26 protein-coding genes are annotated in these 24,562 nt (G+C 70.9%); 17 read left to right on the top strand and 9 right to left on the bottom strand.

Going from position 1 to position 24,562, the window contains the following annotated elements; all coding sequences use genetic code 11:
* Nucleotides 1–52 precede the first annotated feature (52 nt).
* On the top strand, nt 53–784 hold the full coding sequence (locus OC490_RS14975; RefSeq protein WP_262058411.1) for a hypothetical protein: 732 nt from the start codon (nt 53–55) through the stop codon (nt 782–784).
* 18 nt (nt 785–802) lie between these two features.
* Complete coding sequence (locus OC490_RS14970) at nt 803–1,183, top strand: YchJ family protein (protein WP_262058410.1); 381 nt, start codon at nt 803–805, stop codon at nt 1,181–1,183.
* A 14-nt stretch (nt 1,184–1,197) separates the two neighbouring features.
* Here the strand turns inward: OC490_RS14970 and OC490_RS14965 are convergent, their stop codons facing one another.
* Nucleotides 1,198–1,899: a FadR/GntR family transcriptional regulator gene (locus tag OC490_RS14965; protein ID WP_262058409.1), complete on the bottom strand. Its 702-nt coding sequence runs from the start codon at nt 1,897–1,899 to the stop codon at nt 1,198–1,200.
* Nucleotides 1,900–2,032: 133 nt separating this feature from the next.
* Between OC490_RS14965 and OC490_RS14960 the strand changes: the two genes are divergently transcribed.
* From OC490_RS14960 to OC490_RS14935, 6 genes are all read left to right on the top strand, one after another.
* The gene (locus OC490_RS14960) at nt 2,033–2,551 is read left to right on the top strand and encodes a gluconokinase (RefSeq protein ID WP_262058408.1); all 519 of its coding nucleotides are present in this window, start codon (nt 2,033–2,035) and stop codon (nt 2,549–2,551) included.
* Between the two features lie 55 nt (nt 2,552–2,606).
* Entirely contained in the window at nt 2,607–4,004 is a 1,398-nt protein-coding gene (locus OC490_RS14955; RefSeq protein WP_262058407.1) for a GntP family permease, read from the top strand.
* Between the two features lie 10 nt (nt 4,005–4,014).
* Nucleotides 4,015–4,773: an SDR family oxidoreductase gene (locus OC490_RS14950; RefSeq protein ID WP_262058406.1), complete on the top strand. Its 759-nt coding sequence runs from the start codon at nt 4,015–4,017 to the stop codon at nt 4,771–4,773.
* Between the two features lie 17 nt (nt 4,774–4,790).
* Entirely contained in the window at nt 4,791–5,816 is a 1,026-nt protein-coding gene (locus OC490_RS14945; RefSeq protein WP_262058405.1) for an L-idonate 5-dehydrogenase, read from the top strand.
* A gap of 603 nt (nt 5,817–6,419) precedes the next feature.
* The gene (locus tag OC490_RS14940; RefSeq protein ID WP_262058404.1) at nt 6,420–7,415 is read left to right on the top strand and encodes a hypothetical protein; all 996 of its coding nucleotides are present in this window, start codon (nt 6,420–6,422) and stop codon (nt 7,413–7,415) included.
* Between the two features lie 233 nt (nt 7,416–7,648).
* A complete protein-coding gene (locus OC490_RS14935; RefSeq protein WP_262058403.1) occupies nt 7,649–8,404 on the top strand; it encodes a hypothetical protein in 756 nt (251 codons plus the stop codon).
* Nucleotides 8,405–8,410: 6 nt separating this feature from the next.
* Here OC490_RS14935 and OC490_RS14930 read toward each other — a convergent pair whose 3' ends face one another.
* The 4 genes from OC490_RS14930 to OC490_RS14915 all read right to left on the bottom strand — a co-directional run bounded on the left by OC490_RS14930 (nt 8,411) and on the right by OC490_RS14915 (nt 12,523).
* Nucleotides 8,411–9,046, bottom strand: coding sequence for a cytochrome b/b6 domain-containing protein (locus OC490_RS14930; RefSeq protein ID WP_262058402.1), 636 nt, complete (start codon nt 9,044–9,046; stop codon nt 8,411–8,413).
* Nucleotides 9,030–9,776 carry a molybdopterin-dependent oxidoreductase gene (locus tag OC490_RS14925; RefSeq protein ID WP_262058401.1) on the bottom strand — a complete coding sequence of 249 codons (747 nt, stop codon included), beginning with the start codon at nt 9,774–9,776 and terminating at the stop codon, nt 9,030–9,032. The genes OC490_RS14930 and OC490_RS14925 overlap by 17 nt, the downstream gene beginning before the upstream one ends.
* 113 nt (nt 9,777–9,889) lie before the next feature.
* On the bottom strand, nt 9,890–11,443 hold the full coding sequence (locus OC490_RS14920; RefSeq protein WP_262058400.1) for an APC family permease: 1,554 nt from the start codon (nt 11,441–11,443) through the stop codon (nt 9,890–9,892).
* A gap of 129 nt (nt 11,444–11,572) precedes the next feature.
* Nucleotides 11,573–12,523, bottom strand: a complete 951-nt coding sequence (locus tag OC490_RS14915) for a hypothetical protein (RefSeq protein ID WP_262058399.1) — start codon at nt 12,521–12,523, stop codon at nt 11,573–11,575.
* Between the two features lie 353 nt (nt 12,524–12,876).
* Here OC490_RS14915 and OC490_RS14910 point away from each other — a divergent pair, with 353 nt between their 5' ends.
* The 7 genes from OC490_RS14910 (at nt 12,877) to OC490_RS14880 (ending at nt 17,943) form a co-directional block, all read left to right on the top strand.
* A complete protein-coding gene (locus OC490_RS14910; protein WP_262058398.1) occupies nt 12,877–13,770 on the top strand; it encodes a DMT family transporter in 894 nt (297 codons plus the stop codon).
* A 25-nt stretch (nt 13,771–13,795) separates the two neighbouring features.
* The gene (locus OC490_RS14905) at nt 13,796–14,317 is read left to right on the top strand and encodes an NUDIX hydrolase (protein ID WP_262058397.1); all 522 of its coding nucleotides are present in this window, start codon (nt 13,796–13,798) and stop codon (nt 14,315–14,317) included.
* 10 nt (nt 14,318–14,327) lie between these two features.
* Nucleotides 14,328–14,720 carry a YidH family protein gene (locus OC490_RS14900; RefSeq protein WP_093624836.1) on the top strand — a complete coding sequence of 131 codons (393 nt, stop codon included), beginning with the start codon at nt 14,328–14,330 and terminating at the stop codon, nt 14,718–14,720.
* Entirely contained in the window at nt 14,717–15,040 is a 324-nt protein-coding gene (locus tag OC490_RS14895) for a DUF202 domain-containing protein (protein ID WP_262058396.1), read from the top strand. The genes OC490_RS14900 and OC490_RS14895 overlap by 4 nt, the downstream gene beginning before the upstream one ends.
* Before the next feature lie 185 nt (nt 15,041–15,225).
* Nucleotides 15,226–15,522, top strand: coding sequence for a hypothetical protein (locus tag OC490_RS14890; protein ID WP_262058395.1), 297 nt, complete (start codon nt 15,226–15,228; stop codon nt 15,520–15,522).
* A 177-nt stretch (nt 15,523–15,699) separates the two neighbouring features.
* The gene (locus OC490_RS14885) at nt 15,700–16,722 is read left to right on the top strand and encodes a phosphotransferase family protein (protein WP_262058394.1); all 1,023 of its coding nucleotides are present in this window, start codon (nt 15,700–15,702) and stop codon (nt 16,720–16,722) included.
* Nucleotides 16,723–16,728: 6 nt separating this feature from the next.
* Complete coding sequence (locus OC490_RS14880) at nt 16,729–17,943, top strand: acyl-CoA dehydrogenase family protein (RefSeq protein ID WP_262058393.1); 1,215 nt, start codon at nt 16,729–16,731, stop codon at nt 17,941–17,943.
* Between the two features lie 83 nt (nt 17,944–18,026).
* Here the strand turns inward: OC490_RS14880 and OC490_RS14875 are convergent, their stop codons facing one another.
* Complete coding sequence (locus tag OC490_RS14875) at nt 18,027–18,590, bottom strand: hypothetical protein (RefSeq protein WP_262058392.1); 564 nt, start codon at nt 18,588–18,590, stop codon at nt 18,027–18,029.
* Nucleotides 18,591–18,776: 186 nt separating this feature from the next.
* Between OC490_RS14875 and OC490_RS14870 the strand changes: the two genes are divergently transcribed.
* Together OC490_RS14870 and OC490_RS14865 are read left to right on the top strand one after the other, a co-directional pair.
* Entirely contained in the window at nt 18,777–20,771 is a 1,995-nt protein-coding gene (locus OC490_RS14870) for a sensor histidine kinase (protein ID WP_262058391.1), read from the top strand.
* Complete coding sequence (locus OC490_RS14865) at nt 20,768–21,466, top strand: response regulator transcription factor (protein WP_262058390.1); 699 nt, start codon at nt 20,768–20,770, stop codon at nt 21,464–21,466. Before OC490_RS14870 ends, OC490_RS14865 begins: the two co-directional genes overlap by 4 nt.
* Before the next feature lie 2 nt (nt 21,467–21,468).
* Here OC490_RS14865 and OC490_RS14860 read toward each other — a convergent pair whose 3' ends face one another.
* Genes OC490_RS14860 through OC490_RS14850 form a run of 3 tightly spaced genes read right to left on the bottom strand, consistent with a single transcriptional unit; the run spans nt 21,469 to nt 24,532 of the window.
* Nucleotides 21,469–22,062, bottom strand: a complete 594-nt coding sequence (locus OC490_RS14860) for a TetR/AcrR family transcriptional regulator (RefSeq protein WP_200714572.1) — start codon at nt 22,060–22,062, stop codon at nt 21,469–21,471.
* A gap of 26 nt (nt 22,063–22,088) precedes the next feature.
* Nucleotides 22,089–23,771 carry a class I adenylate-forming enzyme family protein gene (locus OC490_RS14855; RefSeq protein WP_262058389.1) on the bottom strand — a complete coding sequence of 561 codons (1,683 nt, stop codon included), beginning with the start codon at nt 23,769–23,771 and terminating at the stop codon, nt 22,089–22,091.
* Nucleotides 23,768–24,532 carry an SDR family oxidoreductase gene (locus OC490_RS14850; protein ID WP_262058388.1) on the bottom strand — a complete coding sequence of 255 codons (765 nt, stop codon included), beginning with the start codon at nt 24,530–24,532 and terminating at the stop codon, nt 23,768–23,770. The genes OC490_RS14855 and OC490_RS14850 overlap by 4 nt, the downstream gene beginning before the upstream one ends.
* Nucleotides 24,533–24,562 lie beyond the last annotated feature (30 nt).

Below are 24,562 nucleotides of genomic sequence, written 5' to 3'. Positions count from 1 at the left end.
GTTGCGAGTGGGGAACTGACGGAGTATCAAGTGACTTCACGGGGGTGAGGTCATGGGAGCCGCATGGGGCCGGGGGCGCGCGGAGACGGGCGAGTGGCTGGAGGTCTACGGGGCGACCGAGCCGCAATCTGTCCCGCTGGAGCAGATGTTCGCCACCGGATCGGACACCGCACGCCCTTTCACCGGGTACCTCTACGTCTGGTCGCTCGGGTACACGGGGGACGACGCGCCGTCCGTGAAGGTCACGCTGCTGTTCCCGGCCATGGGTGGTTGGCGGGTGAAGGACGTCCAGGCCGTCGTGTACCACCTGCCGCCGGTGGCGGACGAACGGGCGTGGCGGACCACGCCGGCCAGGGACCTGCGGGCGGCCGGGCCTGCCCTGGAGGCCGCCGGCAAACTCACGGCGGACCTGGTCGGCTTTCCCGAGATCAACGCGATGATGTCCGCCGCGGCCCATCTGAGGGCGCGCAGTGCGCCGCAGATGCGGGACGAGGAGTGGTTCGTCAAGAGAGTGCACTGCAGTCCCGGCGGGATCCTGCACCAGGGAGTCGAGTGGACGCTCCCGGCGAACTTCGTGCAGCAGATCGGGAGTCGGGTCACCGGCGCCCTGCTCGTGGAGTTCATCGGTGCGGCACCCGCGTACGAGGACACCGCCCCTCCTGGCAACGAGCCGCTGCCGCTCCTGGCCTGCGCGACGCTCACGCGCGACAAGGAGACGAAGCTGCCCGAGGACGCCTACGTCCGGCTGCCGCTCCGCGTCACCCCCGAGCGTCCGCGATCGTAGCCCCGGCACAATATGCCCATGACCCCAACTACCAACTGCCCCTGCGGCCTCCCCACCCCCTACGACAACTGCTGCGGCCGCTACCACTCAGGCACCGCCGCCGCCCCCACCGCCGAGGCGTTGATGCGCTCCCGCTACAGCGCCTTCGTGCGGTTGGACGCGCCGTATCTGCTGCGCAGTTGGCATCCGCGGACCCGGCCCGCCGAACCGCTCGACCTCGACCCGGGGATGCGGTGGACGGGGCTGGAGATCCTGGAGACGGGGGGCGGGTCTGCGCTCCACCAGGCGGGGACCGTGACGTTCCGCGCGTCGTACAAGGGCGGTGCGATCCATGAGCGCAGCCGGTTCGAGCGGGTCGACGGGGCGTGGGTGTACGTCGACGGGGAGTTCCTGGACTAGGACAACCAGGTCAACTACGGGGCCAGGATGTCCAGTTCCTGAAGCGCGCCGATCGTGATCTCGCGGGTCAAGGTCTCCGCGCGGACCGCGTCGCCCTCGCGGACCGCCTCCGCGACCTGGACGTGCAGGGTGACGGCGGCCGGGTCGGGGTCCTCGAACATGACCTCGTGGTGGGTGCGGCCGGCCAGGACCTCGGTGACGACGTCGCCGAGGCGGGCGAACATCTCGTTGCCGGAGGCGGCCAGGATCACCCGGTGGAAGGCCACGTCGTGGACGAGGTAGGCCTCCAGTTTGTGGCCTCGTGAGTTGGCGACCATGCCGATCACGCACTCGGTGAGTTCCGCGCACTGCTCCGCCGTGGCGAACTTCGCCGCCAGGCCCGCCGCGATCGGCTCGACCGCGGAACGCAGCACCGTGAGTGAGCGCAGCTGCTGCGGACGGTCGGCACCGGCCAGCCGCCAGCGGATGACCTGCGGGTCGTAGACATTCCACTCGGCCTTGGGCCGTACGGTGACGCCCACCCGGCGGCGGGACTCGACCAGGTGCATGGATTCGAGGACGCGGACCGCCTCGCGCATCACGGACCGCGACACCTCGAAGTCCTTGGCGAGCTCGTCCGTGCGCAGGACGCTGCCCGGTGGGTACTCGCCCGCGGTGATGGCGGGGCCGAGGGAGTCGAGTACGCGGCCGTGCAACCCGCGGCCCGGAGTGGTCATGCACTCAGCGTACGGGGCGCGTCACCGAACCAAAAAGTCAGACTTATATGTCACAGACTCTTGAATTCGTCGTACCTAATCGGTTTCAGTGGGATCGACAACAGGTGTCGTCGACGGAGACAGTGAGGCAGCGATGCGTACCCCCCATGTCGTCGTGGTGATGGGCGTAGCGGGCACCGGGAAGACCACCATCGGTCCCCTGCTCGCGGCCCGGCTCGGCGTGCCGTACGCCGAGGGCGACGACTTCCACCCGCAGGCCAACATCGCCAAGATGTCGGCCGGGCACCCGCTGACGGACGAGGACCGGTGGCCCTGGCTGGACGCCATCGGTTCCTGGGCGCACGGGCGCGCGGGACTCGGCGGGGTGGTCAGCAGCTCGGCACTGAAGCGGTCGTACCGCGACCGCCTGCGGGCCGCCGCTCCCGGGGTCGTCTTCGTGCATCTCACCGGCGACCGCGCGCTCATCGAGGACCGGATGGCGCACCGGCACGGGCACTTCATGCCGACCGCGCTGCTCGACTCGCAGTTCGCGACGCTCCAGCCCCTGGAGCCGGACGAGGCGGGGGTCGCCGTGGACGTCAGCGGCAGCCCGGAGCAGATCGCCGAGCGGGCGACGGCCGCGCTGGAGCAGGTCCCCGAACCGACCGTCTGACACCTGTAGCCGTACCCGTACCTCCCCTCCCCTCCGTATCCGCAAGGAAGCCACCGTGACCAGACTCAGCGTCGAGATGCTGGCAGCGGACCCCGTCGAGCCCATCACCTCGGCCGGCCACGCTCAGCTGGGCATCGCCGTACTGGCGGGCATCGCCGTCATCGTCCTGCTCATCACCAAGTTCAAGATGCACGCCTTCCTGGCGCTGACCATCGGCTCGCTCGCGCTGGGCGCGTTCGCCGGGGCGCCGCTGGACAAGGCCATCACCAGCTTCACCACCGGGCTCGGTTCGACCGTCGCCGGTGTGGGTGTGCTGATCGCGCTGGGCGCGATCCTCGGCAAGCTGCTCGCCGACTCCGGCGGCGCGGACCAGATCGTCGACACGATCCTCGCGAAGGCGGGCCCCCGGTCGATGCCGTGGGCGATGGTCCTGATCGCCTCGGTGATCGGGTTGCCGCTGTTCTTCGAGGTCGGCATCGTGCTGCTGATCCCGGTCGTGCTGATGGTCGCCAAGCGCGGCAACTACTCGCTCATGCGCATCGGCATCCCCGCGCTGGCGGGCCTGTCGGTCATGCACGGGCTGATCCCGCCGCACCCCGGTCCGCTGGTCGCCGTCGACGCCGTCAAGGCCAACCTCGGTCTGACCCTCGCGCTCGGCGTGCTCGTCGCCATCCCGACCGTCATCATCGCCGGGCCGCTGTTCTCGAAGGTCGCCGCCCGCTGGGTGGACGTGCAGGCCCCCGAGCGGATGATCCCGGCCCGCCCATCGGAGGACCTGGAGAACCGTCCCGGCTTCGGTGCGACCCTCGCCACGATCCTGCTGCCGGTCGTGCTGATGCTCTCCAAGGCGCTGGTCGACATCATCGTGGACGACCCCACCCACACCGTGCAGCGCGTCTTCGACGTCATCGGCTCCCCGCTGATCGCGCTCCTCGCGGCCGTGATCGTCGGGATGTTCACGCTGGGCCGCCCGGCCGGCTTCACCAAGGAACGGCTGTCCTCGACCGTCGAGAAGGGCCTGATGCCGATCGCGGGCATCCTGCTCATCGTCGGCGCGGGCGGCGGCTTCAAGCAGACGCTGATCGACTCCGGTGTCGGCCAGATGATCCTGGACATCTCCAAGGACTGGTCGATCCCGGCGCTGCTGCTGGCCTGGCTGATCGCGGTGGCGATCCGGCTGGCGACCGGCTCGGCAACGGTCGCCACCATCTCCGCGGCCGGTCTGGTCGCCCCACTGGCCGCCGACATGTCCTCGACCCACACCGCTCTCCTCGTCCTGGCGATCGGCGCGGGCTCGCTCTTCTTCAGCCATGTCAACGACGCCGGATTCTGGCTGGTGAAGGAGTACTTCGGCCTGAGCGTCGGCCAGACCCTCAAGACCTGGTCCGTCATGGAGACGATCATCTCGGTGGTCGCAGGCGGACTGGTCCTCCTCCTCTCGCTCGTGATCTAGGGGTACGGGAATGAGTCATCCTCTCTTCGACATCAGTGGCCGTACGGCCCTGGTCACCGGTTCCAGCCGGGGCATCGGACTCGCCCTCGCGCAGGGCCTGTTGGAGGCCGGCTGCACGGTCGTCCTGAACGGACGCGACGGCGAACGCCTCACCAAGGCCGCCGCCGAACTGTCCGGCGATGTCCACACCGCCGCCTTCGACGTGACCGACGGTCCGTCAGTGGCCGCCGGAATAGCGGACGTCGAGGAACGGGTCGGCCCGCTGGACATCCTGGTCAACAACGCGGGCATGCAACTGCGCGCCCCGCTCCTGGAGTTCACCGACTCCGACTGGCACCGCATCATCGACACCAACCTCACCAGCGCGTTCCTGGTCGGCCGCGAGGCGGCCCGGCGGATGACGGAACGCGGCCACGGGAAGATCATCAACATCTGCTCGCTGCAGAGCGAGGTGGTCCGCCCCGGCATCGCGCCCTACGCGGCCACCAAGGGCGCGTTGAAGATGCTCACCAAGGGCATGTGCGCCGACTGGGGCCCGTCCGGCGTCCAGGTCAACGGTCTCGGCCCCGGCTACATCGAGACGGAACTCACCCAACCCCTCGTCCAGGACGAGGAGTTCAGCGCCTGGGTGCGCAAGCGGACCCCCGCCGGTCGCTGGGGCAGCACACGGGACCTGGTCGGCGGGGTGCTGTTCCTGGCGTCGCCCGCCGCGGACTTCGTGAGCGGACAGGTGCTGTACGTCGACGGCGGCATGACGAGCGTGCTGTAGAGAACGGGAGTCCGGACATGCTGGGTTGTGTGATTCATGGTCAGGACGACCTGCGGGTCGAGGAGTTGACAGTGCCCGAGCCCGGCCCCGGCCAGGCCCTGGTCGCCGTCCGCTACGGCGGTGTCTGCGGCTCCGACCTCCACTACTGGCGCCACGGCGGCGTCGGCGACTTCCGCCTCAAGGAACCGATGCTGCTCGGCCACGAGGTGGTCGGCACGGTCCTGTCCTACGGCCCCGGGGGCTCAGGTCCCGCCCCCGGTACGGCAGTTGCGGTGCACCCGGCCACTCCGTGCGGGGTCTGCCCCGAGTGCGCGGACGGGCGGCGGAACGTCTGCCGGGACACCGCATATCTGGGCAGCGCGGCGCGCTTCCCGCACGTTCAGGGCGGCTTCGCGGCCCAAGTCACCGTCCCCGCAAACCAGTTGAGAGCGGTCCCGGCGGGCCTGGAGCTGCGCCGGGCCGCCCTCGCCGAACCGCTCTCCGTCGCGCTGCACGCCGTACGCCGGGCCGGAGACGTGACCGGACGCCGGGTGCTGGTCACCGGCGCGGGACCGATCGGCTGTCTGGTCGTCGCGGCGGCGAAGGCGGCCGGCGCGGCGCACGTCACGGTCACCGATCTGCTTCCGGCGGCCCTGAGTTACGCCACCGCGGCCGGTGCCGACACCGTCGTACGGGCCGATGATCCTGACGACTCCGGGTGGCCGTCGGAGGTCGACGTGGTCATCGAGGCGTCCGGGGTGGCGGCGGGGTTGGACACCTGTCTGCGGCTGGTGCGGCGGGGCGGGGTGGTCGTGCAGCTCGGGATGCTGCCGCCGGGGCAGAGTCCCTTCGCCGGGAATCTCGTCGTCAGCCGGGAGATCGAACTGCGGGGTGCGTTCCGCTTCGACTCGGAGTTCGACGACGCGCTCCAACTCCTCGCGGTGGAGCCCGCGTTCGACGCGCTGGTCAGCGCGGTGGTACCGGTCCGGGACGCCGAGTCGGCGTTCGCGCTGGCGGCCGACCGAAGCCGGTCCTGCAAGGTGCTGCTGGACTTCGGGAGTTGAGCCGATCCTGCGCGGTGCCGCTGGATCCCGGTGGTTGAGCCGGCCCTGCGCGGTGCTGCTGGACTTCGCGCCCTGAGTCGAGCCGCGCCGCCCGGCTCGCCTCCTGAGTCGGGCCTCGCGGCCTTGGCGTGCCCTCCGAGCCCAGGCATCGGCCCCCCCGACTCGTCTCCTGAGCCCAGTCGTCGGCCCCTCGGCCTGCCTCCCGAGCATCGATTCGCCCCTGCTTTCGCATCTTGGGCGCATTGCCTTCCCGGGCGGGGCGGCCCGTCCCATCATGAGGGAACCCACTGGGGCCCGCGCGCGCCCACCGGCCCGGCGAGGCAGGCCCGGGGGGCGATCGCATCGGGGGACGTCATGGGGGTTTCGCTCGGCGTGCGCATATCGGCGCTGTGTTTCGCGGGGGCGTTGGCCATCGGGACCGCCGCCGCGTGCGGTGGTGGCGACGGGGACACCGCGAGCAAGTCGTCCGAAGGTGGGAGCGGCGGGGGCACGAGTGCCGTCGGCGGGACCGTGAACGGAGGGCAGGACGGGGGCGGGACCGGCGACACGGGCGGCTCGGGCGGCACAGGCAGTACGGGGAGCACAGGCGGTACAGGTGGCGGCATGCCCACCTGGAAGGCGCCCGATGGAAACGGTGGCAGTGGAACGAGCGGCTCGGGGAGTTCAGGTGGATCCGGTGGCTCGGGCGGATCCAACGGGTCCGGCGGATCGGGCGGATCGGGCAGTTCGAGCGGTTCCGGCGGATCGGGCGGATCCAACGGGTCCGGCGGTTCGGGCAGTTCGAGTGGTTCGGGCAATACAGGCGGCGGAGGCGGCGGCAACATAGCGGGCCCCGCCTGGTTACCGCCCGGGCCGCACTCGCCCAACACCGACACGGAGATCGATCCCGAGGTCGTCTACGACCTGCTCGGTGAGAAGCCGGCGAGCTGCGCGGACACCGCCAAACAGATCCCGGCCGATCTCTCCAACGACAACTGGCGAGTGCTCCACGGTCTCGCCGAGGCGTGCAAGGCCGTGCAGGGCCAGGGCGGCGACTGGGATCTCGCGGCCTCGGACTACGCGGCGCTCCAGGGCAAGTCGAAGGGCTGCAAGACCGGTGCCGCCTACACCGCACTCGGCGGAATCCTGCGGTTCCACGGACAACACCCCTCCACCACCGTGAAGTTGAAAGCTTCCTCGTCGGGCGGCGGTGGAGCGGTCTGCCACTTCCGGATCGATTCCGTGAAGGCGGGCACCGATGGCGCGGCCAAGCCGGGCGACACGATCACCGTCACGGTCAGCGGCCTCTACTTCGACAAGGTGGAGCTGCTGGGCGGTGCGAGCACGATGACCATCGCCGGTGCGCCCGCCGAACTCCCGGATGACGACCCCGGCACCCCGACCAACCCGCCCGACCAGTTGACCTTCAAAGTCGTCGTCCCGGATCCGGGACCGGGAAGCTACGGGCGGAAGGTCGCCGTGAGCCTCTCCCACAACGGGGGAAAGCCGGTGACACTGAAGAACGCCTTCACCCTCGTCGCCCCCGGCCCGTCCCCCGACGACTCCCCGGTCACGTCCCCCGGGGTATCCCCCTCGACCGGCGCCGCCCACTCCCGGTGAACGCCCCCACACCGGAACCGCCCGGACCGCCGGACCCACCCGGACCGCCAGAGCCACCAGACCCGCCCAGTCCACCGAGCCCACCCGGACCACCAGAGCCGCCCCATCCACCGAACCCACCGGGCCCACCCGACCCACCGACCCCGCCCCCCGAACCACCCCCCACCCCCGGCCCCCCGAAATGGGTCGAGTTCCTCGGCACCGCCGGCTCGCTGCTCTCCCTCCTCACGGCCGTGCTGTTCTACTTCGGCTGGGCCAGCACGGACGCCGAGACACGGGCCCTCGGACTGCGGGACACGCTCTTCCGGTTCTCCACCGCCGACTACCTGCTGCGCAGCGTGGACGCGCTCTACTTCCCCGTGCTCGTGGCGGCGGCCGTGTGGATGGCGGCAGCGGCCCTGCACCACCGGGAGGAGCGCGACCCGGAGCGCACCGCGCGGGTGCTGCGCGTCCTGCGGTACGCCTGGCTGCCGTCGCTCCCGCTGCTCGCCCTCTACTACGTCGCCCCGGGCGCGCTGAATCTCGTCGTCCCGCTGGCGATCCTCGCGGGCGTGCTGCTCAGCGCGTACGCGTACACGCGGCCCGCCGACCGGCGCAGGGCGGCGCGGATCTGGGTACCGGCCCTGCTGGTCGCCGTAGTCTCACTGTTCTGGGCGGTGTACGCGTACGCGGAGATCGTCGGCCGGGGCCGCGCCGCCGAGACGACCGCCACGGTCACCGACGAGTTCCCGGCCGTCGTCGTGTTCAGCAAACAGGACCTGCTGATCCGCGGCGGCGGCAGCTGTGTCTCGGCCGTCGCGGAAAAGGGCAGCCCCTACCACTTCCGGTATGCCGGGCTGCGCCTGTTCCACGTCTCGGGCGACCGCCTGTTCCTCGTACCGCGGTACTGGGCCCCCTGGGACGGCACCCTCTACGTGCTGCGGGACGGGGACCCCGGGCTGCGCGTGGAGTACGTCAGCGGGCGCGGCTACCGGGCCAGGGAATGCTGAGCGCGCTCAGGGCCGCCACAGCGGGTGTTCCCGCTTCGCCCACTCCCTGCTCACCGACCCGGTGCGCAGGCCCGCCCGTGCCTCCGGGTCGCCGAGCGCCATGCCGATGTGGCCGCCCAGCACGATGCCGATCGTGAGGGCGAGCCAGTCGTGGACGAAGGTCGCGCTGGTGCGCCACATGATCGGGGTGAGGTGGGTGAACCACATCATCAGGCCCGTGCCGAGCATCACCAGGGTCGCGCCGGCGATCCAGTTGGCGTAGATCTTCTGGCCGGCGTTGAACTTGTCGGCCGGGCGGGCCGACCGGCGTTTGTCGCGCATCAGGGCGCCGCGCAGCCAGACCCGGTCGTGCGGGCCGAAGCGGTTGAGGAAGCCGAGGTTGACGCGGAAGCCCCGGGAGAAGAGACCGAAGAGGACGGGTACGGGGAGCGCGACCCCGGCCAACTCGTGGATGCGGACGACGAGTTGGCGGCGGCCGACGAGTTCGGCGAACTCGGGGATGTAGAGGCAGGCCGCCGTGGCCACGCAGATGCCCATCAGCGCGGCCGTGGTCCGGTGCACCCAGCGCTCGGTGCGGCCGAAGCGGCGGATCCGGGCCGAGGGCTCCGTCTGCGGGGCGTGGGCTTCAGCTCGTAGGGTCATCGTCGCGTCCGTTCGACTTGCCGACCCAGGCGTCGACGTCGTAGCCCCGATCCTCCCAGTAGCCGGGCTTCACGTGCTCGGTGACCGTGATGCCGGAGAGCCACTTCGCGGACTTGTAGAAGTACATGGGGGCGACGTAGAGGCGGACCGGGCCGCCGTGGTCGTGGCCGAGGTCCTTGTCCTGCATGCGCAGCGCGACCAGGATGTCGGAGCGGCGGGCCTGGTCGAGGGTGAGGCTCTCGGTGTAGGCGCCGTCGAAGCAGGTGAAGCGAACCGCCCCGGCCTTGGCGCGCACTCCCGCGGCGTCCAGGAGCCGGGACAGTCGCACCCCCTCGAAGGGGGTCCCGGGGACCCGCCAGCCGGTGACGCACTGGACGTCCTTGACCAGCCGGGTCTGCGGCATCGCGCGCAGGTCGGCCAGGGTGTAGGTCGCCGGTTTGTCGACCAGGCCGTCTACTGTCAGGCGGTAGTTCTGGGCGTTCCTGTTCGGCACGGACGCGGTGACGGAGTAGTAGCGGAAGCCGCCGCCGTTGGGGAGGAGTCCGGTCAGCCCGGTGGGGTCCTTGCCGGAGAGGGCGCCCAGGAACCCGTCCATGCCCTTCTGCAGGACGGGCGCGGACACGACACCGAGGGCGCCCAGGCCGAGGGTGCCGAGGAGGACACGGCGGCCGATGGGCCGGCCCTGCGCTTCCTGCTCCGCAACCTCGGGCTCGGGTTGTTCAGGGTTCACGCACTCATTCGAACACCCGCGACCCCGGCGCGGCCAGGGATCGCGGATGCTCGTCAGACTTCCGTAACCACTTCTTACGTGCTTCTCAGCAACGACAGCTCGACCACAGGTTCCTACGGTGTCTCTGTGGCCGCCTTGTCCAGCTGGAACGCCTCGTTGCCGAGCCCGATGCGGGCGTGCGCCTCGGGGTTGCGGGAGCGCAGGAACAGACCTTGGGCCAGGCCGACGATCAGGGCGAGGCCGACGATGCCGGGCAGGATCCAGCTCAGGGACGAGCCGGGGCCCGCGCCGACCAGGACGTCGAAGTCCTTGACGGTGTAGACGGCGATGACGACGAGCGCGATGCCGGAGAGCGCGGAGGTGACCAGCCGCCAGGCCTGAGCGCGGGCGGAGCCGCGGCGGGCGAAGAAGACGATCACCGAGAGGGAGGCGGCGGCCATCAGCAGGATGACGCCGAGGGCGCCGATGTTGCCGAACCAGGTGAACAGGTGCAGGACCGGTTCGGTCGGGTCGCCGGTGGGCTTGTCGTCGGCGACCGCGAAGACGATCACGATCACGGCGGACACGGCGGTCTGGAGCAGCGAGCCGGTGCCGGGAGCGCCGCTCGCGCTCGTCGTACGGCCGAAGGCGGACGGCAGCAGGCCCTCGCGGCCCATGGCGAAGGCGTAGCGGGCGACGACGTTGTGGAAGCTGAGCATGGCCGCGAACATGCCGGTGACGAACAGGACGTGGAGCACGTCGGTGAAGGTGCCGCCGAGGCGGGCGTCGGTGAGGTAGAAGAGCAGGCCCGCGCTCTGCTTCTGGGAGACGCCGATGATCTGGGAGGGTCCGGTCGCGACGGTGAGCGCCCAGCAGCTGAGCGCGAAGAAGACGGCGACGCCGCTGACCGCGAGGAACATCACGCGCGGCACCAGGATGTGCGGGCGGCTGGTCTCCTCGGCGTACACCGGGGCCTGTTCGAAGCCGAGGAAGGCGGCGATGCAGAAGCACAGGGCGGTGCCGACGCCGGCGCCGCTGAGGGTGTCGGGGTTGAAGGCGTGCAGCGACAGGCCCTCCTTGGCCGGGTCGGCGACGGCCGCGATGTCAAAAACAACAACGAGCGCGACCTCGACGATCAGCAGCACGCCGAGCACGCGAGCGTTGACGTCGATCTTCAGCCACCCGAGCCCGCCGACGACCGCTACGGCCACCAACGCCGGTATCCACCAGGCGACTTGGACGTGGGCGTAGGTGGAGAACAGCCCGGAGACCTCGAAGCCGAAGATGCCGTAGATGCCGACCTGGAGGGCGTTGTACGCGACGAGCGCCACCAGGGCCGCGCTCGCGCCCGCGGTGCCGCCGAGACCGCGGGAGATGTAGGCGTAGAAGGCGCCCGCGTTGTGGACGTGCCGGCTCATCTCGGCGTAGCCGACGCTGAAGAGGACCAGGACGACGCCGAGGAGGACGAAGAGCAGGGGCTGCCCTTCGATGCCCATCACTGCGAATGTGGTGGGCATGACACCTGCGACCACCATGAGGGGCGCGGTCGCGGCGAGCACGGAGAGCAGCAGGCCTCCGGTGCCGAGGCGGTCGGCGCGCAGGGCGCGCTCCTGCCCTCTGAACGTACTGATGCCGCTGCCGCCGCCGTCCGCGGTGGCGCTGCTCGTGCTGGAACTGCCCGTCGTCATGGCGGGAACGTCCTTTCGGGGTCGCTACGGGTTCGTTGCTACGGGTTCGTTGCTACGGTCGCGTTACTCCGCTACGGCGGCGTCGCTACGGTCGCGTTTCATCGCTACCGAGCCGTCGGTACGGGGGCGTTACGTCGTACCGAGCGCATGGTCGCGCGCGGCACGGAAAGTGGTGAGCGGGTCGCGGTCCGGGTAGGACCAGGGGGCCGGGGTCGGGTGTTCCCCGATGCGGTGGAACAGGGCGGCGGCCTCGGCGCCGCGGCCCTCGTAGTACTTGGCGTGGGCGAGGAAGTTGAGGTCGACCAGGCGGCGCGGATGGCCCTCGTGCTCCCACTCCAGCCACCAGTCGAAGGCGGCCTTCATCACCTGCCGGGCCCGGCGTCCGGACCAGTGCCCGGAGGCGGCCGGGTCGGCGGGTTCCAGGCCGGCGGCGGCCAGCACGCGGTAGCGCTCGGTGTGCGCGACGACCGGCAGGATGGCGAGCGGGGAGTCGGCGGGGGCCTGTTCGGCGGCCCAGTAGGCGAAGTCGTAGACCTCGTGCAGTGGGTCGAGGCCCGCGGTGGCCCGGCGCTCGGCCAGCCTGGCGACCATCAGATGGTGCGCGTGATGGTGGTCGGCGTGCCGGTGGCGGACCTCGTCGAAGAGCTGGACGACCCCCTCGTCCGTGCCGAGGCTGTGCTCCAGGAGGAGCAGTCCGAGCCAGGGCGTCGGATCGGCGGGCACGCGGGCCGCCGCCGTACGACAGGCGTCGCGGGCCCGGACAGGTTTCTCCTTGCCGGCCAGCACGCGCTGGACCAGGGCGACGGCGAGCAGGACGGAGGCGTCGGCGGACTCGGGCTCGGCGAGCAGCCAGTCACGGGCCCAGGCGGTGGTGTAGGACTCCAGGGCGAGGACGGTGACCCGGTGGGCGCGCAGATCCCACTCGTCGCCCGTCTGGGCGAGCAGACCACGCACCGCCTGCCAGCGCCCCTGGGCCAACGCGGCGCGCGCAGTGACGAGTTCTCCGTCGTCGAGGGCGGCGTCGAATGCCTGGGCCGCACGTTTGTTACGGCGCCCGAGGGGTGGCGGGGGTGGGGACACCCGGGTATTCCTCACGATCCTCACGCGACGCTGCGGGACATCGGCGTGCCATCGGCCGATCACGCACAGCAAACCCCCAGCCAATACTTCACGTCAAGTGCCGTACGGCTGTTACTCCTGTCAACTACCTTTTCACAAAAGGCACTTGTGGTCACAACCCCTACCCGGGACGGTACGCTCCCAAGCGTTCACGGGTAACCGATGTGGCGTACGCCATGGCGCTCGGCCGAGCGGCGGCGGACCATGGACAGGACGGTGCCGCTTCCGGGCACTCCCAGGGGCAAGCCGGGCCCTGGGGCGCTACAGTCACCCAAACGCATCCCGTAACCCGGCCAACGATCGAGGTACGCAGCGTGTCGGTTCTGGTTCTGATGCTCTCCGTGAGTGCGGCCTGTTGCCTCGGCTTCGGGTTCGTGCTCCAGCAGAACGCGGCCCAGCAGGCACCCTTGAGCGACTTCCTCTCCCCGAGACTGCTCCTCGACCTCATGAAGGTGCCGCGCTGGCTCGGCGGCATCGGCCTGATGATCGCGGGCATGGTGCTCGGCGCGATAGCGCTCAGCAAGGGCGAGGTCTCCCTCGTGGAACCCCTCCTCGCGACAAACCTCCTCTTCGCCCTCGCCCTCTCCCGCAAGCAGACACGACAGCCCCTGGGCCGCCAGGGCTGGGCGGGCCTCGCACTCCTGGCGGGCGGCGTCACGACCTTCATCGTCGCGGGCGAACCACGCAGCGGCACAGCCGTCACCGACCCGTTCCGCCACTGGCTGATCATCGGCGCGATGGTGGGCCTCGCCCTCCTCCTCACGACCTACGCCAAGCGCTCCCGCCTCAGTTCGGGCCCGGTCCTCCTGGCCCTGGCCGCCGGCCTGCTCTACGGCGTGCAGGACGCGCTGACCCGGGTCAGCGGCCAGCGCTTCACCGAGGGCGGCCTCACCGAACTCGTCACCGGCTGGCAGCCGTACGGAGTGCTGGCGCTCGGCGTGACGGGCCTGGTCCTCGTACAGAGCGCGTTCGAGACCGCCCCCCTGCGTATGTCACTGCCCGCCCTCACCGCGGCCCAGCCGCTGGCCGGGATCATCTGCGGGGTGGGCTTCCTGGGCGACCGGTTGCGCGCCGACACCGGCGCGCTGGCCTGGGAGGCGGTGGGCCTCGCCGGGATCGTCGTCGGCATCCTGCTGCTCGGCATGCACCCCGCGATGCCGCGCGGCACGACGAAACCGCAGCCGACCCTGAACCTCCAGCCCCGCTGACCCCCTCCCCTGTTTGGACGGGACCATGAGCGCAGCCGACGAAATCCTGGACATCGTCGACGAGCACGACCAGGTCATCGGCCAGTCCCCACGAGGCGAGGCCTACGCCCGGGGCCTGCGCCACCGCGCGGTCTTCGTCCAGACCCGAGACGCCCAGGGCCGCGTCTTCGTCCACCGCCGCACCCCCACCAAACTCGTCTTCCCCTCCCTCTACGACATGTTCGTCGGCGGAGTGGTGGGCGCGGGCGAGTCCTACGACGACGCGGCCCTGCGCGAGGCAGAGGAGGAACTCGGCGTCACCGGCCTCCCCCAACCCGGCTTCCTCTTCAAGTTCCTGTACGACGACGGCGCCGGCCAGACCTGGTGGTCGGCGGTGTACGAGGTGCGCTGCGAACTGCCGGTCAGCCCCCAGGTCGAGGAGGTCGACTGGCACGCCTTCCTGGAGGAGGGAGAGATCGTGCGGCGCCTGGACGAGTGGGAATGGGTACCGGACGGCCTGGCGGCCTACGAACGGCTCAAGGAGTACCACTCCAAGACGGCCGGATAGGGTCGTTCCCGTGATCGATTTTGCACGGAACGTCCGGCTGTGGTTCGCGCCCCAGGAGATCAGCGAGGAGGGCGGCACCCCCGACTACCGGTTCTCGCTGGCCAACGAGCGCACCTTCCTGGCCTGGCTGCGCACCGCCCTCGCACTGATCGGCGGAGGCTTCGCGGTGGACCAGTTCCTGCCGGACCTGCGCTGGGCCTGGCGGGTCGGCCTGGCCCTCGCACTCCTCGCGGCGGGCGTCCTGTGCTCACTGCGCGCGGTCAACCACTGGGTGCGCTGCGAACGGGCGATGCGGCGCGGCGAGGACCTGCCGGTATCCCGCTTCCCGGCACTGCTGAGCATCGCCGTGGCGATCGTGGCCGTAGCAATGGTCGTAGTCGTACTGGCCGGATGGGAAGGATGACCAGACCCCCGACCCCGGACCGCGACCCGGGCCTACAGCCCGAACGCACCCGACTGGCCTGGCGCCGCACGACCCTGTCGAGCACGGTAGCCGCGATCCTCGCGGCAAAGGCCGCGCTCCACGGCGGAGTCCGTCCCGAAGGCATCATCATCTGCGCCCTGTGCTGCGCACTCTGGCTCGGCTTCCTGACCATCGCCCACCGCCGAATCACCACCCTCGCAACCGGCGGCACACCGCCACCCCTACCCCCCCGGCATGCCACCGCGGCAGTGCTCTGCACGGTGGCCCTGGCGGCATGCGCGGCGGTACTCGTGTACTGAGGGACGAGGCAGAAGCCGTACGACCGAAGCACAGAACGAACCACGCACCCGCACCCACATCCGCACCCGCCACGCCCCCGACACCCCCACCACCCGCGGCGCCACACACCCCGGATGCCCCGATACGGGCGATTCGCATGGCAACCTGTCCGTCGTCATCGCCCGCACTTCCGAAGGTGAGCACCATGACCACCCTGCACCTGGAGCACTCCGCGCACGCCCACACCCACGGCCCGGACTGCGGTCACGCCCCGGTTCCGCACGGTGACCACATCGACTACGCGCACGACGGCCACCTGCACCGCGAGCACGGCGGCCACTGGGACGAGTGCGAGCCGGGCGGCCATGTCTCCCACCAGGAGCACGAGCACCAGCACGGCCAGGACTGCGGCCACGAGAGCGTGCTGCACGGCGATCACGTCGACTACGTCCACGACGGCCACCGGCACGCCCGGCACGAGGGCCACTGGGACGACCACTGAGCCGACCCCCACACCCCGGAACGGCCTGAACGCATCGACCCGCAGCTCCCCGCCGCCCCGCGCGGGGAGCTGTCGGCCTATCGTGGCCCCGGTCACGTTTCACTCCCCCACTGGACGACATACCGACCGGTCGGCATGATGGTGCGAGACCTGTTCGTCCGTTCGTAGGAGTGATGTATGAGCCCCGACCACCCGCCCGGACTCGATCTCGACCGGCTGCGCGGTCTGCTCGACCGCGAGCGGCCCGGTCTGGTCACCGCCCCCCTGTCCGGCCGGCTGATCGAGGGCGGACGGTCGAACCTCACTTACGCGGTCACCGACTCCACCACGAAATGGGTCGTACGACGCCCCCCGCTCGGCCACGTCCTGGCCACCGCGCACGACATGAAGCGCGAGCACCGGGTGATCAGCGCCCTGCACCCGACGAACGTGCCGGTGCCGAAACCCATCCTCCTCTGCGAGGACGACGAGGTGCTCGGGGCACCGTTCTACGTCATGGAATTCGTAGAAGGCACGCCCTACCGCACCGCCGACGAACTCGCCCCGCTCGGCCCGGAGCGCACTCGCGGCGCGATCCTCGAACTGGTGGACACCCTGGTCGAGTTGCACGCGGTGGCCCCCGCCGAGGTGGGCCTCGCGGACTTCGGCCGCCCCGAAGGCTTCCTGGACCGCCAACTGCGCCGCTGGGGCAAGCAGTTGGCCGCCTCCCGCAACCGCGAACTGGCCGGAGTCGAAGAGCTGCACGCGGCCCTGGGCCGCCGCCTCCCCGACTCCCCCGCACCCACGGTCGTGCACGGCGACTACCGCCTGGACAACGTCCTCATCGGCGAGGACGACAAGATCAAGGCGATCCTCGACTGGGAGATGTCCACCCTCGGCGACCCGCTCACCGACCTGGGCCTGCTGGTGATGTACAGCATCCCGCTGGAGCTCCCCAACTCCCCCATTTCCACCACCGCTTCGGCCCCCGGCCACCCCGCACCGGCCGAGCTGATCGAGCGGTACGCCGCGCGCTCGGGGCGCGATGTGTCGTCGGTCGCCTGGTACACCGCGTTCGCGTGGTTCAAGCTCGCCGTGATCCTGGAGGGCATCCACTACCGCTACACCCTGGGCCAGACGGTCGGCCGCGGCTTCGACCGCATCGGCGAACTGGTACCCGTCTTCATCGAGCACGGCCTGACCACCCTTCAGGAAGGCTGATCCACCATGGACTTCGCGTTCGACGCACGCACCGAGGAACTGCGCGCCAAGCTCCTGGCCTTCATGGACGAGTACGTCTATCCGGCCGAAGCCGTGGCCGAGGACCAACGCGCACAGCTCGCCTCCCCCTGGGACACCCCTGCCGTGGTGGGGGAGTTGAAGGCGGAGGCCCGCAGGCAGGGCCTGTGGAACCTCTTCCTGCCGGACGCCGAGTACGGCGGCGGCCTGACCAACCTCCAGTACGCCCCACTCGCCGAAATCACCGGCCGCTCCCCGCACTTGGCGCCCACCGCGCTGAACTGCGCGGCGCCGGACACCGGCAACATGGAGGTGCTGTACCAGTTCGGAGACGAGCAGCAGAAGAAGCAGTGGCTGGAGCCGCTGCTCGCCGGTGAGATCCGCTCGGCGTTCGCGATGACCGAGCCCGAGGTGGCCTCCTCGGACGCCACGAACATCACCACGCTCATCGAGCGGGACGGCGACGACTACGTCATCACGGGCCGCAAGTGGTACATCTCCGGGGCGATGAACCCCGACTGCAAGATCTTCATCGTGATGGGCAAGACGGACCCGGACGGCGCCGACATCCGACGTCAGCAGTCCATGATCCTCGTGCCCCGCGACACCCCGGGCGTCACGGTCAAGCGCGCGATGCAGGTCTTCGGCTACGAGGACCACTCCCACGGCGGCCACGCCGAGGTCGTCTTCGACCACGCGCGCGTGCCGGTGACGAACCTGGTCGGCGAGGAGGGCGGCGGCTTCGCCATCGCCCAGGCGCGGCTGGGCCCGGGCCGTATCCACCACTGCATGCGGCTGATCGGGATGGCCGAGCGCGCGATCGAGCTGATGTGCCAACGGGCCGTCTCCCGCGTCGCGTTCGGCAAGGCGCTGGCCCAACAGGGCGTAGTCCACAACTGGATCGCGGACGCGCGAGTGGCCGTCGAACAACTGCGGCTGCTGGTCCTCAAGACGGCCTGGATGATGGACACCGTGGGCAACAAGGGCGCCCACGCCGAGATCCAGGCCATCAAGATCGCCACGCCGCGCACGGTCGTCGGCATCCTCGACAAGGCGATCCAGCTGCACGGCGCGGGCGGTGTCAGCCAGGACTTCCCGCTGGCCGAGCTGTACGCGAGCGCCCGCACCCTGATGCTGGCCGACGGCCCGGACGAGGTGCACCAACGGTCGCTGGCGCGCAGGGAGTTGAAGAAGTACCTGTAGGCAGGAACGCGTGGGGCTGGAAGGGTGGTCGCACCCCATCGGATGGTCACACCCCTTCCAGCCCCGTTCCCCCGAGGTGATGGTCAGTTGGGCGTGCTCGCCTTCAGCGTCCAGCCCTGCCGGCAGGTGTGGCCGAAGGTGCCGATGTCGCAGCCCTCGACGACGAAGACGTAGGCGCCGGTGTTCCGCTCCTGCACCCGGATCCGGCCGGAGGTCCCGCCGCCGAACTCCCGCTGCGTGCCCCCGGGGTCGGAGGCGCTCGTCCAGCGGACCAGGAACGAGTCGTAGCGGTACGGAGCCGTCGTACCCCAGTTGAAGTAGGCGTAGCCGCGGTCCTCCCACGCTGCGACGACCATGTTCGAGCCCTGGCGCGGCGACCAGGTGGCGGTGCCGTAGGTGAAGTACTGGCGCTTCCCGGCGTAGGCGCCGTTCAGGTACACGTCCTTGGTGTAGCTGGTCGGACAACCCAGCCAGCCACCGGCCCCGCCGAGCGCGCTCCAACGCTGGTAGATGTGCGGCTCGTTGACCGCGGCACCGCACGAGGCCCGCGCCGGTGTCTGTGCGGCGGCCGGCACCGCGGCCGTACCGCCGAGAGCGAGCACGGAGCCCAGGACAACGCCGGTCAGGCGCCGCTTCGTTGACAGCATGGTGTTTCCCCCGTTGGTTCCTGTCGGTCGGTCCGGCGGTGCGCCCGCCGTTGTGCTGCTACGAGCATCACGGCGACGGGGGCCGGGAGTTGAGGGGAAGCCCCCGGGCAACGCCGGGGACCTCTCCCGGGTGGTCCGGGAAGCGTTCCCATGACACCCGGGCGCCGCGCCCCCACGATGGGACGCATGGACGACCGCGACGGACGCACCCGGCCGCACACGGCCGCCGCGTACGTCCTGTTGGGGCTGGCGGCGCTCCAAGTGGCGGTCGGGGCGCTCGCGTTGGCGGCGGCCGAGGTCTCCGTCACGGACCTGGTCCACTACGACATGGTCGTCGACCTGGCGGTGGGCATCGCGTACCCGGTCTGCGGCACGGTGATCGCGCTGCACCGGCCACGCAACCCCATCGGATGGCTGCTGATCGCCTACGGGCTGGGCCACGCCTTCACCGGCCTGTCGATCGGACTGGCCGTCGAGGGACTGCGGTTGGGCTGGCCGCCGGACGTACTGCACGCGGTCACGACCGTCGGCCGCCACAGCTGGATCCTCGGCAGCTCCACGGCGTTCGTGCTGGTGTTCTTCCTGTTCCCCGACGGCCGGCTGCCCGACCGCCGCTGGCGCTGGGCCCTGGCCGCCCAACTCCTCTCCTCCCCACTGGACTTCGCGATCTGGGCACGGGACGACTGGGGCCTGTTCCGCGGCACGCCCGCCCAGCCCTCGTACCTCCCGGTGCCGGACGGCTGGATGCCGGTCCTGCGGGACGTCGAGACCGCCAAGGCCTGCCTGGTGCTGGCCGCCGTGTTCGCCGTCATGGCCGTCCGCTACCGGCGCGGCGGGGAGCAGGACCGCCGCCGACTCCTGTGGCTCATCGCGGGCATGGTGCCGCTGGCGCTGAGCGTGGCCCTGCAGATCCTCGGTTTCCCGGCCGTCTACACCTCGTGCTGCACCCTGTTCCTGCCGACCGCCATCATGATCGCCGTGGTCCGCGAGGAACTCCTCGACATCCGCCTCGTCGTCTCCCGCAGCCTCCTCTACGGCACCCTCACGGTCGGCGTGATCGTCACCTACGTCGGCCTCGTCACCTCCGTGCAGGCCCTCCTCAACCCCGACCCCGTCCTCCTCGGCCCGGCGTTGATCACCGTCACGCTCGCGCTCGCCTTCGCCCCCGCCCGCCGCCTCCTCCAACGCATGGTCGACCACGCCCTGTACGGCGACCGGCACGACCCGGTGCGCGCGGTCTCCCGCATCGGCGAACGGCTGGCCGGCACCGGAGTCGACGCGGTCCCGGAGGCGGTCGGCGAGGCACTGCGGCTGCCGTACGTGTCCGTGGAGTCGAAGTCCGGGGTGACGGACGGCAGTTGGGGCGAACCGGGCGAACGCATCCACGCCATACCGCTCGACTACGACGGCCGGACCGTCGGCGCGCTGGTGATCGGGCTGCGCCCCGGCGAACAACAGCCCACACCGGCCGACCTGGCCGTACTCGAACTGCTCGCCGTACCGCTGGCCGCCGCGCTGCACGCCACCGACCTCACCCGGCAGTTGCAGCACTCCCGGGAGCGGATCGTGGCCGCGCGCGAGGAGGAACGGCGGCGGATCCGCCGCGATCTGCACGACGGGCTCGGACCGACCCTCGCCGGGGCGGCCTTCCAGGCGGACGCCGTACGCAATCTGCTGGCCTTCGATCCGGAGCGGGCCGCGGTGCTGCTGGCCGAGTTGCGGTCCGAGGTCGGGGGCGCGGTCGCGGAGGTGCGCAGGCTGGTGGACGGGCTACGGCCCCCGGATCTCGACCAGTTGGGGCTGCTGGGCGCGCTGCGGGAACGCGCGGTACGGCTGTCCTGGCGGGCGGACGGCATCCCGCTCCAGGTACGGGTCCAGGCACCCGAGCGGCTGCCCGCGCTGCCCGCCGCCGTGGAGGTGGCCGCGTACCGCATCGCGATCGAGGCGCTGACCAACGCGGCCCGGCACGCCCGCGCCTCCCGCGTCGACCTGCGCATCGAGATCGGCGACGGGTTGCGTCTGGAGGTGTGCGACGACGGTTCGCCGGTGGGCGAGGAGACCGCGTGGACGCCGGGCGTGGGCATCACGTCGATGCAGGAGCGCGCGGCGGAGCTGGGCGGCCGGTGCGTGGCGGGGCAGGGGCGGGTGGTGGCGACGCTGCCGCTGGGAGGGGCGCTGTGACGGGACGGGAACCTGGCGACGAGGAGGACCCCGACGCGCTGCGGGTCGTCCTCGCCGACGATCATCCCGTGGTGCGCACGGGGCTGGCCGCGCTGCTGGAGTCCGTGCGGGACGGGATCCCCCGGGTGCGGGTCGTCGGGGTCGCCGCGAGCGGGCGGGAGGCGGTGCGGGCGGCGGTGACCCTGCGTCCGCATGTGGTGGTGATGGACATCCGGATGCCCGATCTGAACGGTATCGAGGCGACCCGGGAGATCGGCCGGGTGGCGCCCCGGGTCGCCGTGCTGATGCTCACCATGGTCGAGGAGGACGACTCGGTGTTCGCGGCGATGCGGGCGGGCGCCCTGGGCTATGTCCTCAAGGGAGCCGGGCAGGACGAGATCGTCCGGGCGATCCGGGCGGTGGCCGCCGGTGAGGCCATCTTCGGCCCCGGTGTAGCCCGCCGCGTGCTCGGCCAGCTCAGCAGGCCGCCCGACCGTCCCGACCCGTGCCCGACCCTCACGCCACGCGAACGGGACGTACTCGCCCTGATCGCCGACGGCCAGCCCAACTCGACGGTGGCCACGCGACTGGGCCTGTCCCCGAAGACAGTCAGCAACCACATGTCGGCGGTCCTGGCCAAACTGGGCGTCGCAGACCGCGCGGGGGCGGCGGCCTGGGCCCGGGCGGCGGGGTTGGGCTCGCCCCCCGAGTCATAGGCCTACGGCCGCAATGCTCGCAGCAGCAGGTCGGCCAGGTGGTCGGCAACCTCCTGAGGGCTCAGCGGCCCGCCGGGTCGGTACCACGTCGACAGGTGGTGGACCGAGCCGAAGTGGTAGTCCACGACAAGGTCGGCCGGGGTCGCCGTGGAGAAGACGCCCTCGCGCTGCCCCTCCTCGACCAGCGCGCGGAAGCGCTCGTGGTAGCGGCGGCGCTCGGCGCGCACCTGTTTGTTCTTCTCCGGGCTCAGATGGTGCATGGACCGGAAGAAGATCGACGCGTCGTCGAGGTTGTCGATCGTCGTCACCACGACGTCGGCAGCCGCCGCCCGCAGCCGCTTCTCCACCGGTTCGTCGGCGCCCGCGAACACCTCCAGGCGCTCCATCTGGACGCGCAGCACGCGCGCGTACACCTCGTGCAGGAGGTCGTCCTTGGAGCCGAAGTAGTGGTAGAGCGCCCCCTTGGTGACCCCTGCGGCCTCGACGATCTCCTGCACCGAGGTGCGGTCGTAGCCCTGCTCGGCGAAGAGCCGGGTGGCGGCGGCGAGGAGCCGCTGCGGGACGGGAGCCCCGTCTCCGTCGGTCGTCCTGGGCACTGCCGCCACCTGCCTCTCCTAGGTGTTCACTCGCTGTCGTGCGACCGGGAACGCAGTTCCCGCCGGAGGATCTTCCCACTTGCCGTCTTCGGCAGCTCGGGCAGGATCTCCACCTGGCGCGGGTATTTGTAGGCGGCCAGTCTCTCCTTGCAGTACACGGCGAATTCATCGGGGTCGGTTTCGGCGCCCGGACGGAGACTGATGTACGCCTTCACGGTCTCGCCCCGGTACCCGTCGGGCACCCCGACGACGGCCGCCTCGCGCACCGCCGGGTGGGTGTACAGCACGTCCTCGACCTCGCGCGGCCACACCTTGAAGCCGGACGCGTTGATCATGTCCTTCTTGCGGTCGACGACGTACAGCCAGCCCTCCGGGTCCATGAACCCGATGTCCCCGGTGCGCAGTTCACCGTCCGGGAAGGTCTCGGCCGTGGCCTCGGGTCGCCGCCAGTACCCGGGCACGACCTGCGGCCCGCGCACCACGATCTCGCCCTGCTCCCCGAAGGGCACCTCCTCACCCTGGTCGTCGACGATCCGTACGACGGTGTCGGGACCCGGCACGCCCACGGCCAGCGTCCCGGACGCCGGGTCGACGGGCGCCTCCAGCTGGGGCGGCACGGAGGCGCAGGGCGCGGTGCACTCGGTGAGGCCGTAGCCGTTGCGGATGTACGGCCCGAAGCCGGCCCGGAACTTCTCGACCAGGGCGGGCGGTACCGGCGCGCCGCCGGAGGAGATGTTCCGGAAGGACGCGAAGTGCTCGGGGGTGACGGCCGGGTGCGCGGCGAGCGCCATGAAGGCGGTGGACGGGCCGACCGTGTAGTGCGGCTTGTGCTCGGCGAACGCGTCGAGCACCACCCCGCCCTCGAAGCGGTACGCCAGCACCAGCGAGCCCCCGCTGACGAGCGAGGCACCGAGCTGGCACACCATGCCGGTGATGTGGAACAGCGGCGCCATCGCGAAGTACACGGGCGAGTCCGGCAGTCCGAGCCCGGTGCGCTGCCGTTCGGCGTTGTAGAGGATGTTGCCGTGGGTGTTGGTGGCGCCCTTGGGGGCACCGCTCGTCCCCGAGGTGTAGCTGATCAGCGCGATCCCGGAGGGGACCGGGGCGGGGACCTCGGGCGCCTTGTGGCCCTCCTTGGCGACGGCCACCAGATCGGCCGCGTCCCCGGCCTGCGGAAGCCGCTCGAAGGTGAGCACGCGCGCGTCGTCACGGGTCTGGAAATCCAACTCGCACGCCGTGAGCACGATCCGCACCGACGACCCGCTCTCCTCAACCGCAGCCGCGGTCTCGCGCAGATACGACTCCCACGCGCGATCGGAACAGATCAGCGCGGCCACCTCCCCGTCCCGCAGGACGTGACCGACCTCCCCCGACTTGTACATCGGGTTGACGGGCACGACGATCGCGCCCGCCTTCCAGGCACCGAGCAGCGCGAGCACGAAGTGCGGCGAGTTCTGCAGCAGGATCGCGACCCGGTCGCCGTGCTCCAGTCCCCGCGCGGCCAGGTACCCGGCGACGGAGTCGCTCAGTTCGTCGACCTCGCGATAGCTGAGCCGGCCGTCGAAGTAGGTGAGGAAGGTGCGGTCGGGCGTCTCGGCGACAACCCGCCGCAGGGCGTGCACCAGCGAGTCGTCGGGACTGATGGGCCCGCGCTGGGCCTCGTTGAGCAGGCCGACCCAGGGCCGGGCGGCATAGCGGGAGTCGGTCACTCTCCGGCCTCCCACTTCTGCTGGATGTGGTTCATGGTGGTCAGCCAGCGGTCCGGTTCGGTGGCCCTGAGCTGGTAGTACCCGGCGACCTCGGGGTGCGGCAGGATCAGGAAGCGATCCGCCTCGATCCCCGCCATCAGTGCATCCGCCACCGCATCGGGCTCGATCGCGGTCGGCTGGAGCACCAGGTCGCCCGCGCTGCCGGTGGCGGCCAGCATGTCGGTGCGGACGCCCTGCGGACAGATCGCGTGGACCTTGATCCCCCGGTGCCGGTACGTCAGCGACAGCCACTCGGCGAAGGCGTACGCGCCGTGCTTGGTGACGCTGTAGGGCGCGGCCCCGATCATGGTGAGCAGCCCGGCGGCCGACACGGTGGACACGAACCGCCCGCCGCCCCGCTCCAGCCACCCCGGAATCAGCGCCTCCGCGGCTCGCACATGGGCCATCACATTGACGTCCCAGGCCTGCGCCCACACCTGCTCACCTGCGGCTTCGGACCCACCGGAGCCGAGCCCCGCGTTGGCGCAGTAGATGTCGACGGTCCCACCGAGCGCGTCCCGGGCTTCACCGACAACGGCGGAGGCATCCCCCGGCACGGCGATCCCACCGATCTCGTCGGCGACGGCTTTCGCCCGGTCGCCGTCCAGATCGTTGACGACGACCCGGGCCCCCTCGGCAGCGAACCGCCGCGCGAGCGCAGCGCCGATGCCACCCCCGGCCCCCGTCACGACTACCCCGGCACCCTGAACGGCTTCCACCATCGGTCTCCTTCGACTGCGGCTCCACTGCGT

Origin of the sequence: Streptomyces sp. STR69 (assembly GCF_024519455.1) — a bacterium.
GTDB lineage: Bacteria > Actinomycetota > Actinomycetes > Streptomycetales > Streptomycetaceae > Streptomyces.
This window is presented reverse-complemented; position numbering and strand designations above follow the sequence as displayed.

What these genes read in the sequence shown, in the direction of transcription:
- OC490_RS14975 (WP_262058411.1), top strand. Translation starts at nt 53, where the DNA reads ATGGGAGCCGCATGGGGCCGGGGGCGCGCGGAGACGGGCGAGTGGCTG.
- OC490_RS14970 (WP_262058410.1), top strand. Translation starts at nt 803, where the DNA reads ATGACCCCAACTACCAACTGCCCCTGCGGCCTCCCCACCCCCTACGAC.
- OC490_RS14965 (WP_262058409.1), bottom strand. Translation starts at nt 1,899, where the DNA reads ATGACCACTCCGGGCCGCGGGTTGCACGGCCGCGTACTCGACTCCCTC.
- OC490_RS14960 (WP_262058408.1), top strand. Translation starts at nt 2,033, where the DNA reads ATGCGTACCCCCCATGTCGTCGTGGTGATGGGCGTAGCGGGCACCGGG.
- OC490_RS14950 (WP_262058406.1), top strand. Translation starts at nt 4,015, where the DNA reads ATGAGTCATCCTCTCTTCGACATCAGTGGCCGTACGGCCCTGGTCACC.
- OC490_RS14945 (WP_262058405.1), top strand. Translation starts at nt 4,791, where the DNA reads ATGCTGGGTTGTGTGATTCATGGTCAGGACGACCTGCGGGTCGAGGAG.
- OC490_RS14940 (WP_262058404.1), top strand. Translation starts at nt 6,420, where the DNA reads ATGCCCACCTGGAAGGCGCCCGATGGAAACGGTGGCAGTGGAACGAGC.
- OC490_RS14930 (WP_262058402.1), bottom strand. Translation starts at nt 9,046, where the DNA reads ATGACCCTACGAGCTGAAGCCCACGCCCCGCAGACGGAGCCCTCGGCC.
- OC490_RS14920 (WP_262058400.1), bottom strand. Translation starts at nt 11,443, where the DNA reads ATGACGACGGGCAGTTCCAGCACGAGCAGCGCCACCGCGGACGGCGGC.
- OC490_RS14905 (WP_262058397.1), top strand. Translation starts at nt 13,796, where the DNA reads ATGAGCGCAGCCGACGAAATCCTGGACATCGTCGACGAGCACGACCAG.
- OC490_RS14895 (WP_262058396.1), top strand. Translation starts at nt 14,717, where the DNA reads ATGACCAGACCCCCGACCCCGGACCGCGACCCGGGCCTACAGCCCGAA.
- OC490_RS14890 (WP_262058395.1), top strand. Translation starts at nt 15,226, where the DNA reads ATGACCACCCTGCACCTGGAGCACTCCGCGCACGCCCACACCCACGGC.
- OC490_RS14885 (WP_262058394.1), top strand. Translation starts at nt 15,700, where the DNA reads ATGAGCCCCGACCACCCGCCCGGACTCGATCTCGACCGGCTGCGCGGT.
- OC490_RS14880 (WP_262058393.1), top strand. Translation starts at nt 16,729, where the DNA reads ATGGACTTCGCGTTCGACGCACGCACCGAGGAACTGCGCGCCAAGCTC.
- OC490_RS14875 (WP_262058392.1), bottom strand. Translation starts at nt 18,590, where the DNA reads ATGCTGTCAACGAAGCGGCGCCTGACCGGCGTTGTCCTGGGCTCCGTG.
- OC490_RS14870 (WP_262058391.1), top strand. Translation starts at nt 18,777, where the DNA reads ATGGACGACCGCGACGGACGCACCCGGCCGCACACGGCCGCCGCGTAC.
- OC490_RS14850 (WP_262058388.1), bottom strand. Translation starts at nt 24,532, where the DNA reads ATGGTGGAAGCCGTTCAGGGTGCCGGGGTAGTCGTGACGGGGGCCGGG.